Annotated in this window: 8 protein-coding genes; 5 read left to right on the top strand and 3 right to left on the bottom strand. The window is 44.5% G+C overall.

Going from position 1 to position 12,434, the window contains the following annotated elements; all coding sequences use genetic code 11:
• The first annotated feature begins 16 nt into the window (after nt 1–16).
• Both RH949_RS13890 and RH949_RS13885 read left to right on the top strand, forming a co-directional pair.
• A complete protein-coding gene (locus RH949_RS13890) occupies nt 17–3,079 on the top strand; it encodes an HsdM family class I SAM-dependent methyltransferase (RefSeq protein ID WP_446353849.1) in 3,063 nt (1,020 codons plus the stop codon).
• Nucleotides 3,063–3,728: a hypothetical protein gene (locus RH949_RS13885; RefSeq protein ID WP_446353847.1), complete on the top strand. Its 666-nt coding sequence runs from the start codon at nt 3,063–3,065 to the stop codon at nt 3,726–3,728. The genes RH949_RS13890 and RH949_RS13885 overlap by 17 nt, the downstream gene beginning before the upstream one ends.
• 61 nt (nt 3,729–3,789) lie before the next feature.
• Here the strand turns inward: RH949_RS13885 and RH949_RS13880 are convergent, their stop codons facing one another.
• Nucleotides 3,790–3,936, bottom strand: a complete 147-nt coding sequence (locus RH949_RS13880) for a hypothetical protein (protein WP_446353845.1) — start codon at nt 3,934–3,936, stop codon at nt 3,790–3,792.
• Nucleotides 3,937–4,000: 64 nt separating this feature from the next.
• On the opposite strand from RH949_RS13880, the gene RH949_RS13875 reads away from it, so the two are divergent.
• Complete coding sequence (locus RH949_RS13875; protein WP_446353843.1) at nt 4,001–5,215, top strand: FtsW/RodA/SpoVE family cell cycle protein; 1,215 nt, start codon at nt 4,001–4,003, stop codon at nt 5,213–5,215.
• A gap of 173 nt (nt 5,216–5,388) precedes the next feature.
• Here RH949_RS13875 and RH949_RS13870 read toward each other — a convergent pair whose 3' ends face one another.
• Together RH949_RS13870 and RH949_RS13865 are read right to left on the bottom strand one after the other, a co-directional pair.
• Nucleotides 5,389–6,162 (bottom strand): DUF3747 domain-containing protein, encoded by a 774-nt coding sequence (locus RH949_RS13870; protein WP_006101527.1) that lies wholly within the window; start codon nt 6,160–6,162, stop codon nt 5,389–5,391.
• A 174-nt stretch (nt 6,163–6,336) separates the two neighbouring features.
• Nucleotides 6,337–10,032 carry a response regulator gene (locus RH949_RS13865; RefSeq protein WP_446353841.1) on the bottom strand — a complete coding sequence of 1,232 codons (3,696 nt, stop codon included), beginning with the start codon at nt 10,030–10,032 and terminating at the stop codon, nt 6,337–6,339.
• Between the two features lie 587 nt (nt 10,033–10,619).
• On the opposite strand from RH949_RS13865, the gene RH949_RS13860 reads away from it, so the two are divergent.
• Together RH949_RS13860 and RH949_RS13855 are read left to right on the top strand one after the other, a co-directional pair.
• Nucleotides 10,620–11,231: an N-acetyltransferase family protein gene (locus tag RH949_RS13860; RefSeq protein WP_446353839.1), complete on the top strand. Its 612-nt coding sequence runs from the start codon at nt 10,620–10,622 to the stop codon at nt 11,229–11,231.
• A gap of 429 nt (nt 11,232–11,660) precedes the next feature.
• A complete protein-coding gene (locus RH949_RS13855) occupies nt 11,661–12,215 on the top strand; it encodes a hypothetical protein (RefSeq protein ID WP_006101360.1) in 555 nt (184 codons plus the stop codon).
• Nucleotides 12,216–12,434 lie beyond the last annotated feature (219 nt).

Here is a 12,434-nt window from a genome sequence, read left to right as displayed (position 1 = left end):
CCATGGAGTTAGCGGTATGACTTCCCAAACTGCGGTCATAACTTCATATTTGCAAGTTATGGAAGCAACAGGCTTCTATCGGAATGGCATTCCCACATCTGGCGTTATTCCAGCGGCATCACTTCGTAGTAATCCTCAACAACTGGATAAACGGATTAAATATAGTGCAGTTATTAATCCTGAACAGCTAAATGCTACAGCAATTTTTGAGTTATGTGGATCGCCTTGCATCTATTTTACGCAACTGCAAGAATCAGATCCTGAGCCTCAAGAACTAGCTCGATTGCACCAATTGTCTTGGAATCATGGTTTAGCTCCAATGTTGTGGGTTGTGACTCCCACTAAGGTTTTACTTTATAACTGCTATTCTCAACCGACAGAAAACGATAGAAATAATCCAGATCGACATCTGATTGAGATTTTTCAGCAGACTGAAACAGGATTGAAGCAATTAAATCAGTATGCCAGCCGTATCCAAATTGAGTCGGGTGAATTTTGGCAATGGGAAAAAGCTAAGCAAATTGATCGCAAGCAAAGAGTTGATGCGGTTTTGGTTAAAGATTTAACCGATACGGAAGAGATTTTAGTCGAGGATAAAAGGTTAAACCGTTCGGTTGCTCAGAGTCTTTTGATTCAGTCTATCTTTGTCGCTTATCTTCAAGATAGAGAAATCCTTGATTTTCAGTTGTTACAGCGACAATTCGGATTCAATAGTTTTACGGAAATCCTAGAGAATAAGTCAGCCACTGAGCATTTATTTTCCTGGATACAAAGAACATTTAATGGAGACTTATTTAGCTTATCCAGCGAAGAGATAAATCGAGTGCAGCTAAAGCATTTAGAAGTGATCAAAAACTTTATCGGTGGGCTGCAAGAATTGAAAACGGGTCAACTACGTCTTTGGCGAGCCTATAATTTTAAAGTAATTCCTGTCGAGTTAATTAGTGCAATTTACGAGAAGTTTATTTATGCAGAAGATGCCAAGTCTGCCAAAGCTAATAGTACCCACTATACACCAATTAATTTAGTTGACCTAGTTCTATCAGAAGTCTTTAAGCAACTTGATGGCAATGCCAAAGTTCTCGACCTTGCTTGTGGTTCAGGCGTGTTTTTAGTAGACGCTTTACGACGATTAGTGGTGAAGCGTTTGGCTAGTGGAGAGCAGAATTACCGTCAGCTAGTTCGTGACACCCTCTACCATCAAATTTATGGTGTAGATATAAAACAAAAAGCTATTCAAATTGCTGCGTTTAGTTTATATCTTACAGCTTTAGAGCTAGATTATGAATTAGAACGAAATCCTGGTATTTCAGAAGATTTACAATTTGAAAAAATCATTGGCAAAAATTTGTTTATTGGTGATGCTTTTGATGAAGGGGCAGAATTCAATACAATAGAACCTTTTACTCATAAACAGTTTAGTGCAATTGTCGGCAATCCACCTTGGACAAAGTCGGAAGCAACTAAATCCGCATCAGCATACTGTAACCGTAAGCGCCCTGAAATGGGATACCCCAAAGGATACCCTACGGCTTATGGTACACCACCTGATCAAGCATTTTTGTGGCGTATAGGCGATTTTGCCAATACTCGTACTCAAATTGGTCTAATTTTACATGGTCAGCGTTTTTTTAGTAATCATCCAGATGCTAAAGAAGCGAAAAAAGAACTTTTAAAACGGTTTTATCCTAAGATAATTATTAATTTTTCTAAGCTACGTAGAGAACATATATTTCCTCATTCAGAGGCTCCTGCCATAGTTTTAATTGCTGAGTTTGAGCAAGCAAGATTTAAAGATAAAGATTCATTTTACTTTGTCTGTCCAGAACGTTCTGTAGAATTTAGAAAGCATGGAATTATCGAAATTAGTTCAGAAAATATAAAAAAAATATCAGTACATGCTGTTGCATTCGACTCTGATATGCTTAAGATCGCTACCTGGGGGTCTGCTAGAGATTTATCACTCATTCAACGGTTACGCACATGCTATGAAGAAATTGATAAAATAGCAGATATTTCCCCTAAATCTGGATTGAAAGTTGGCAATAAAAGTAAACGTAAACACTCTCCATCTTACCTATATGGAAAAAAATTTCTTGATTCTGGCATGATGCCGAAATATAAAATTAATCCAGATGAATTAGAATATTTTGATTATCCTAAAGTAGAATCCCCCAGGGACTCTAACATTTATAAAAGTCCACTGATTATTGTTGCAGAAAAAGTTGAATTTACTAATATTAAAGCTGCTTTTAGCTCTGAAGATATAGTTTACACAATAAGCTATTCTGGAATTCGAGTGAATTCAGAATTTAAAGCCCATTATATCAATGCTGTTCTTAATTCATCAGTAACAAATTATTTTCTATTTATGACGGCTTCTGCTTGGGGGATAGAACGTAATAAAGTTATGACTCAGGACTTATTACGTCTGCCTATTCCTACAATCAATCCTGAAAATTTACCCTTAGTTGAGCAAATTATTCATATAGAAGGAGAACTGTGTAATTTAAATCGACATTCTTCAGAATCTGATTTAAAACTCAAGTTAGATGAATTAGTGTTTCGCCTTTATGAATTAGATGAAATAGAACAAATTATCGTTGAAGATAAAAATCAAATAACCATCGATTTATATATGAATAGGGAGCAGTCTCTAGCAGTGAGGCGAGTTAAACCTGACGAGTTAACCCAGTATGCAACACAGTTAATCGGCGTGATTCAACCATTTTTACAAACACTAAATGAAAGAAAAATAGTTGCTGAAGTGATTGATGTTGGCAAAGCACCATTACAGGTGGTTAAGTTTAGCATAATCTCTGTATCAAGTCATTTACCCATTGTAAAAACTATTCCCGGTCAGCAATTAGAAATAGTTCTTAAGAAAATTGCTGAACAGTTACCCCAGCAAATCGCTGACCACATTTATACCCGTCGAGACTTGCGAATTTATGTAGGAAAAGATATCTACATCGTCAAACCAGCTAAACGTATTTATTGGACTCGTTCTGCTGGTTTAAATGATGCAGATACTATACTATCTGAATATTTAAGAACAAGTCATGCTTCCATTGGATGAATCGAGTGCAGTTGGACAAGCGACAATAAACATATCTGTAGATATTATTGCCACAATTTTAAATATCACTGTCGTTGCTTGGTCAAAGGTCATAACTATTGATGAGGTTAGTCCAACAATGCTCGAACCAAAAATCTCTGGCTATTTGCGGAGAGCGATGACATCCGAAAAGAACTCTCGTCCCGGGTTAAAAAGCCAGCTCCGAATTGAACCCGAAGTTGGTACTTTGTCTTCATCAGATTCAGTTGAACCAGAAGGTAGAATCGATATAAAAATTATCTATAGCTTTGATGAAGAAGAATACTTCGGTATGGAGTGTAAACGAGTGAGTAGCAGGACAACCGGTAAAGACAGAGAGTTAGCCAAAAAATATATTACAGAAGGGATTGTGCGTTTTGTTAACGGTATATACTGTCCTCGTCATGGATGTGCTGCTATGTTAGGTTTTGTGATTGATGGTAACACCAAGGGTTGTATTGATCGAATTTGTGACCGACTGGAGCAACGGAAAGAAGAAAGTTGTATAGAGGAATGTTTAATTGAAGAGAACAATTTTGGCGAATATTCCAACCTTTATCGCACTCGTCATCGCCAAAACAAACAGAACTCTTCGATAAACCTGCTTCATTTATTTCTCTCCTGGGAGTAGAAATGTTGCACTCAGCCGCAGATAACCGAGGAAGCATTATTCGTCCGACTCAACCCTGAATTCACGGAAAGCTAATGTTTAGATGCTCTACTTTGGCTAGAAGCAGTCGGATTAATCCATCGATACGCGATCGCGATGACAAGATGGGTTTGAGCATTTTGGTGATCTGAGGCAAATCGGCGAAGACAGCGCAACTACGAACGAACACGAACGATTACTGGATGGTCGGCTCCGGTTGCGTTACCCTATTTGAGAGTAATCATTGACGATTAGTGACTCTACGCAATCTGATTTCATGGATTCATCCTTCGGCTAAGGACTGGGCAATCGATGCCCGTCTATTGCGCTGGTTAACCTTTCTGTGGCTATTGGTGGGTTTGGCGGTGCTGTTCTCCGCATCCTATCCTAGTGCCGATGCTGAGTTTGGTGACGGTTTATATTACTTTAAGCGACAGCTCATCTGGATTACCCTAGGCATGATCGCCTTTAACTTTTTTGTGCGATCGCCTTTACGGTATATCCTCAAAATTGCCCATTGGATAATGCTGGTGTTATTGGGGTTGATCTTGATCATCCTAATTCCCGGTGTGGGGACGACGGTGAATGGCGCAACCCGTTGGCTATCCCTGGGTCCTGTTCCCCTACAACCCTCGGAATTAATTAAACCGTTTCTGATCCTTCAGAGTGCTTGCATCTTTGGGCAATGGCAACAGATTTCCGTGCGAGTACGCCTGTTCTGGCTAGGGATGTTTGCCCTAGTGCTGTTGGGAATTTTGCTCCAACCCAATCTGAGTACAACGGCGCTATGTGGGATGACGCTGTGGCTCATTGCACTGGCGGCTGGGTTACCCTTTTCCTACTTAGGAGGAACCGCCTTGGGAGGCGTGTTACTGGCAACGATTAGTATCAGCATCAAAGAGTATCAGCGGCGTCGGGTGATGTCATTTCTTAATCCCTGGGCTGATCCGATGAATGACGGCTATCAATTGATTCAAAGCCTGCTGGCGGTGGGTTCGGGAGGAACCTGGGGTTCAGGGTTTGGTTTATCCCAACAAAAGTTGTTTTATTTACCGATTCAGTATACCGACTTTATTTTTGCCGTATTTGCTGAAGAATTTGGCTTTGTCGGCAGTACGTTGTTGCTGCTGCTGATCGTAGCTTATGCTACCTTGGCAACAATTGTGGCATTGAAAACCCGTCATCCCGTGCATCGGTTAGTTGCGATCGGAGCGATGATTGTAATTGTCGGTCAGTCGCTGTTAAATATTGGTGTCGCCACAGGGGTTCTCCCGACTACGGGTTTACCTTTCCCATTTTTTAGTTATGGGGGAAGTTCCATGATTGCCAATTTGTGTTCGGCTGGATTGTTGATTCGGGTAGCCAGAGAAAGTAGTGAGGCTCAAGTCGTTTCTTTACAAGCCCGTCGCCAATCACCACCTCAGCGGCGTAGGCGACAGAGAACGCAGTTACAGAGGATGAGAGATTAGCGGTTAGCAGGGGGAGCTGGGGGAGCAGAGGAAGCAGGGGAAGCGGGGGAAGCGGGGGAAACGAGGGGAGAGTAAATGAAATTGGAGCTTATCCGAGCAGTCTTGGGGCGGGTTTAGTCACATCTAGGTGAGGCAAGCTCTAATTAGTCGTGAAACCCGCCCCTACACAACACTTACCTTAACTCTTCCAAAATTGGCACAGTCTGATTGGAAGCAGGAGGGGGTAGGGTTTGAGGATTGGTGGCTGGATTGTCTAGGGTAGGTACAGTTACCGAGGGTGGAGTATTTTCCTCGCTTGGCTTCGTAAAAATAAACTCCCGCTCGGTTTCTGCGGGTGCAGGTTCCCGTACTGCTGGCGTTACCGGGTTTGGAGGACTCACCGCTGGTGTTGCTGGAACCGTTGTATCGCTTGTTAGATAGATATGACCTAAAGCTCGACCTTGATAAGCACGTCGCGTGAACCGCCAAGCTGGATCAAGTTCAATTTTGAGGAAATTGCCATTACTCAACCCTCGAGTTCTGCCAATTTCCACTTTGGGAGCTTGACGATTCATCCGATTTGTACCAATGAGAACTAACTCGCCATCACGCTCGACAAGTCTGAGCAAATAGTCTAATCCTAAATCTTGACCCTCCATGCGAATCGAATAACCATTACTATCAGTGCTACGTCCGCAAATGCCTGTAAAGTCAAAATTGAGCAGTAACGGATCAACGATCGCGGGATTACTTCCCACCTCCTGCCAGCAAGGGCGTTGGGTTGAGCGCTGTTCGATAATCAGTAATTGATACTTGTTATCCCCGAAAGGAGCAGCAACGGCAATAAAATTATCAGAATTGACTTCTTGACTATCAAATGTTCCCGCTTTCAGGGAATTTGAACCTCCGACGGTGAGTAGAAATGCCGTCGTTAGAACTCCAACGTTGAGCCATCGTAAACGTTTCATAATTAGTGTGGTTGCTGAAAATTTCTACATTCAAAAATAGACGTAGTGAACGCTCCAAAGATTCCTAATCTAGTATTTGACATCCTCCCCCTGCTTCCCCTGCTTCCCCTGCTCCCCCTGCTCCCCCTGCTCCCCCTGCTCCCCCTGCTCCCCCTGCTCTCCAACTTCCCCGCACTAACGACTCCCCTGATCGGGTGAATTGGCATTTACTGGTACAGGGTTGACTGTAAAGGTTAAGACTGTCTCATCGACACCTTTAAGCTTAAGAGAACGATACTTTGCGATCGCGTCATCGTCTAACCAATCGGCAACGGATGCCGAAACCAGGATTGAATTCGGTTCAGCGGCTTCTTGCAGTCGGGCGGCGATATTCACCGAAGGACCGATCGCGGTATAGTCGGTTCGTTCATCTCCACCAAACATACCCACTACCGCAGTTCCTTGATGAATCCCACAGCGGAATCGTACAGGCGGGGGACCTCCATTACCCACGAGTCCCCTCTCTTGCCACTTTTGATTCAGCTTATCAAGCGATCGCAACATTTGTCGTGCCGAGGCAATTGCCCGTCTAGCTTGTTCGTGAGGACTTAATTCTTCAGGAGCGCCGAAAATCGCTAAAATACCATCCCCCATAAACTTATCCACTGTACCCCCATTATCAAACACCGCACGAGTCATGGCTGCCAGATACTCATTCAGCAACTCGGCAATTCGACGCGATCGCAAGGTATTCGACAACTCGGTAAACCCAACAATATCACTAAACAAGGAGGTAACTAAGCGCGGTTCTGGATGTAAATCCAGTGCCAATTCTCCCCGTGCTGCTTTCTTTACCATAGCTGGGGGTAAAAAGCGCTTCAGTACCGACTCGGTTAGATATCGATTTAACTCAACCACGCGCTGTTCTTGTTCTTTAAGCGCCAACAAATTCCGGACTTCTGCCAACAATTCCCGGTCATTAAACGGTTTCGACAGATAGGCATCTGCCCCCTTTTCTGTTCCCTCAATCCGGCTGGCTTCATCCGCTTTTGCCGTGAGCAATATAATCGGTATTCCCTTAAAGTCCTGGGAACCCCGAATGGTATGAATCATATCCAGTCCTGACATCACAGGCATCATCAAATCAGTCACGATAAGCTGAGGATGGCACTTCTGCGTCATTTGCCATCCCTCTTCCCCATTCCGTGCTGTCCATACCTGATACCCCGATTGCTTTAAAATACTGCCCACATAAGCCCGTAAATCGGAATTATCATCAACGACCAAAATTCGCGCTACTTTCGCCGCCAAAGGTGTATGTGGATCAACAGTCAAATAAGCATCTCCCGGCTCTTGAGGTTCGGCTTCGGGTTGCTCTTCGAGTTCCCCAAAGGAATTCAATTCCAAGTCCGCCAGTTCCACCAATGCCCGACTGGACTGGATTTCTGTGGCAACATCCACAATCTGCTCGACGGGGAGGTGAGCTTTTCCTTGTTGTAAATGAATGGTGAATGTTGTTCCTTTTCCCTGTTCCGAGGATACGCCAATTTCTCCCCCATGGAGTTCGACTAATTCTTTCACCAACGCTAATCCTAAACCACTACCTTCATAACTGCGGTTTACTGAGCCTTCTGCTTGTCGGAACCGTTCAAATAAATGAGGAAGTTGTTCTTTACTAATACCAATACCCGTGTCGGCAATTTTTAGACAAACTTTATTGTCCGTCGATTTAACGGCAATGGTAATACTCCCCCCAGCATTGGTAAATTTCATCGCATTTGACAGGAGATTATACAATACCTTGTCAAATTTCTCTATATCTAAATAAATCTCAGGACAAGGGATGACCTGGCTCAAGAGATTGATATTTTTTTTCTCGCAGTAGGGTTTAAATGTTTCAACAATTTGATGAATAAATTCAATTAAGTTACAGGGACGGAAACTCGGTTGCATCCGTCCTGCATCGAGTCGCTGTAAATCCAATAGCTGATTGACTAATCGCAACAAGCGGCGCGAATTTCGCAGTGCGATTGAACTTTGTTCATACGGTAATCCCTGATGTTGATTAATTGCCGATTCTAGTGGTCCAATCATCAGGGTTAGGGGCGTGCGGAATTCGTGGGAAACATTTTGGAAAAATTCCGTTTTCTGCCGATCTAATTCCATTAACCGCTCGGCTTGCTGTCGCGTTTTTTGATAAAGTCGCGATTGCTGAACCGCAATTGCCGCTTGGGATGCCACGGCTTGGGCAAGCTCAATTTCGGATTGCAGCCAGTGGCGTGGGGTATCGGTTTGCCGCAGACTAATGCTACCAATAATTTTGCCATCAACCAATAAAGGCACCACCAAAAGGGCGCGGGCATTTTGGCGCAGGGGCAGGTCAGACCCATTCATTTGGGGATTAGCTACCAAATCATCAAGCACCACTGGGGCTTGGGAATAAATAAGCTGCCGTAATACGGGATTGCCGACAATCGGAACAGCTGACAGGGGAAGTTGAGTGGAGGAAACCGATTCCATTTCAATGGAGGAGGTAGGGGAATGAGTCACAGTGACTTGATTATTCTCTGGAGATTGATCACGATGATTAACCGACGTTCCCACTACTTTTGTCGATTTCCCATCATACAAGCCCACACATTGAACAAACTCATCGTCTTCACTCCACAGAGACAGAACACAACCATCAACGTTGAGAGCAACGCCTAATTGTTGAGTAATCGCGGTAAAAATTTCTTGGGGATCAAGACTAGAACGAATAGCGCGAGTAATTGTGTTGATTAAAGTTTGCTGGGTTGCTAAGGCGTGTAGCTGTTCATACGCCCGTGCCTGGGAAATTGCCATGGCAGCTTGGTCTGCCACCATCACGACGAGTTGAATTTCGTCATCTTGCCAGCTATAGGGTTCTACACACTGGTGTAACGCCATGACAGCCACCAATTCCTGTTGACTAATCAGGGGGACGACTAAGCTAGAGCGAATATTCGCCTGTTGATACGCCTGTAGCCGAGCTTCGCCTTCAGGACTATCCTGATTAAATCGTTCATCTGTCAATACATCGTGAATAACGGTGACTTCATGGGTTTGCCAAACCGTCTGAGTTAAAAGCGGCGGTAGCGATGAGGTCGCGTCTGTATCTTTACCCGTGGTTTGTATGGTACAGGAGTTGGGTTGTGGCTGTACTAAGTCTAATGGTGAATGGTTCGGTGATAAGGGTTGCCTACCATTGTCTCTAAACCTTGAAGTTTCGCCATCTGAATCGCTCAGTTGCCGTTGATAGACAAACCATTCATCGACTAACTGCTCTTGCTGGAAGGGACGAAGAATGCATACATCGACTTCTAGCAAGTGACCCACCGTCTCGACAATCCGCTGGAGAACGTCTTTAAGCGGGGAACTACCACTTTTGTCATACTGAGCATTGCGAATGGTATTGGTTACGGTATTCAGCAGGGTTTCCCGACGTAACGCCCGACAGAGTTCACTGGTGCGGGACTTAAGGACATTATGAGTGTCCATGGCTTGCCGCACGACTGACTTGAGTTCCTCGGCATTCCAGGGCTTGGTGACGTATTTAAAGACTTTACCCGCATTGATGGCTTCAACCAGGTCTTCAACATCGGTGTACCCCGTCAAGATAATCCGGATAATATCAGGGTATTGAGCGGCGGTGATACTGAGAAACTCCGTACCACTCATTAGTGGCATACGCTGGTCGGAGATAATCACAGCCACATCTCCTTCAGCTTCCAAAATTTCTAGTGCGGCAGGACCATTGTCTGCCCGCAAGACTTTGTAGTCACGATGGAATGTTCGATAGAGCAAGTCCAGGTTGTCGGGTTCGTCGTCAACAACCAGAAGTTTAGGCTTTCGTGTGGATTGAGATCTCATGCACCGCTCTCCTGCTGCCAGAGCTTTTGCGAATAAAAACAGTTTGCACGCACGTTAGAGATTTTTACGGCTGGCAATGACTGGCTCGATGAGAACTCTCTGACTCCAGGGAATTGTAGTTCGATGATCACGACGGGCTAAAGGAAGCATGTTACTTGTCCTGCGGCAATTTGGCTATTGTGACGGTAGTTAGTGGTACACCCCAATTGATTTTAATTTTTGTTTTCCAGTATGGTTGTATTCTGCCTCAAGTTGCCGAATAGTCATGTTTGGTCTGAGCGTCTTGGTTTTGGCTTTACCATAAGAGTTATGCGATCGCGCCTAACTCCTCCATTTTGGGCGAATCATGAAAATTTAGGAGATCGAGCATATCTTGAGGACGCAAAGCGCTGCGCCTTGATCGGCTTTATGATGGTGTCATGCCCCTGGGAAAGCGCTGTGGGAAGAAGTGATTCGTCAATGCTCTCCTTGTACAATACTATCGTTCTACAAACGAAAGACGATGATTTCTGGCTAAGTGTTAATCCCAAGGGAGTGGTGATGGCGCTCTTTATATTTTTGCGATGGTGAACCCCTGCTTTTCTTTTGTGACGTCCCACAAAGTTGCTTCTGAAGCTCAGCAAACGCTGGCTGTGGATGCTTCCCGCTTAACGATCCGGAGGGCAAAAGACCAAGATTTAATGGCGCTCTCGGAAATTCTAGCGGATAGCTTTCACTCGCAACAGGGACTCTGGCGTTTGGTTTATCCAATTTGGCGATTAGGAATTTATGAAGATCTGCGGAATCGTCTGCGTGGCAATTCTCCCCATTATGCCTGTTTTGTTGCCCTCAACCCTGATGCTTCTGGCGATAGTGCTGACGGGCTACTCGTCGGCACTGTCGAAATTGCCCTCCGTTCTCCTCCATCCTGGCAACCTCAAGGTCACCACTATCCTTACATTTCTAATTTAGCGGTCAGAAGGTGTTGTCGGCGACGGGGTGTGGCTGGACAATTACTGCTAGCTTGCGAGCGTCAATCCTTGGCATGGGGCTTTCCCCATCTTTACCTTCATGTCTTAGATAGTAACGATCAAGCGCGGCAACTTTACCTGAAAATGGGCTATCAACTGCATCATCTAGAGCCGAGTTACAGTCTCTGGCGACGCCATCCTCAACGTTTGTTATTACGCAAGCGTTTAAATACGGGAACACCTGGATAACCCTAAGAGGAATTTTTTCCTCACGGCGGTAAGTGACACAGTTGGGGACATAATCTCCACTTTGCCGCCTTTGGGAATCGAGTTTCTCGCTCCAGCTTTACCATTTCTTTAAAAAACGTTCCCGCTTCTTCACAGAATCTTCATAAAATTTCTTAACAAATAGGCGTATATTGCCCCAATTCAGGCATCTGTAAGGGATTGACCTGACCTATACCTGTAACCGTATGCCATAAAATAGAGTTATAAATTTGTCGAGAAGCAACAAATGACACCGATCTGAGTGGGTTTGATAGGGTAATTCAATATAGAGGATCAACAAAACTTCTCTTCTTGGTTATTATCAAAGACTGATAACCCAATGAATTGATTAGTTGTGCGTTCAACCTGGGTGCATCCCTGCTCCCTTGAAATTAAGCAATACGAGTTGAAATGGAGAGCGAAAATAACCAGCGTTGCCAAACAGCTCTTTACGAAGAAGAGGAGGTGCTTGCCCGCCCCAATAGTTTCGCCAACGCTCAAGGCTCTAGTGGCATGAATAAACAAAGCCCAAATTCCCATGACTCACCGGAAGGAAAAATTCTTCAGCAGCTTCACGATCAACAACTGTTGATCGTTAATCCTCGGCGTCGGAATGGCTTAATTCTCTTCAAGCGCTATCATGCTGAATTTGCTGGACCCGGTTCAGGGGTGGGAGGATTATTCGATGTGGATTGTCAGCGGGTGCTACCTGTGGGAAACATTTCTTTACTCTCTCCAGAATCATCAGAAGAGCGAAAGCGGGCGTATCTGATTCGACGACAGTGGGTGAGATTAACGATGCAAATTACTGATAACCCAGTTCCCCTGCAACGCGCCCAAAAGATGATAGAGCAATTTGAGGGCTTCTTTGACGCCCAAACAATTGCTAAATTACCTAATGAGGCTTTTTCTCTGTTGGTGGGAGTCTTGCCTCAGACGGTGATCAAAGTGCGTCGCACAGCCTAGTGGCTTGACCCAGCTAATTTGGTGCAATAGATTGGGTTCGTAGTGAGGGCTTCAGCCCTCTCCAGATAGGCGTTAGAGAACTAAAGTTCTCACTACAAACAAAGTCCTATTTGAGCTGGGTCAAGCCAGTAGATACGATGAAGCTAGGGAAGCCGGGGAAGCTGGGGGAGATGAGGGAGAATTTCCACAGACGGGTTAGGATCAAGAAAAAATTGGAGC

The organism is Coleofasciculus sp. A1-SPW-01 (genome assembly GCF_040217205.1).
GTDB classification, from domain to species: Bacteria; Cyanobacteriota; Cyanobacteriia; order Cyanobacteriales; family Coleofasciculaceae; genus Coleofasciculus; species Coleofasciculus chthonoplastes_A.
The sequence above is the reverse complement of the archived record's forward strand: the minus strand, read 5'-3'. Positions and strand labels throughout refer to the sequence as shown.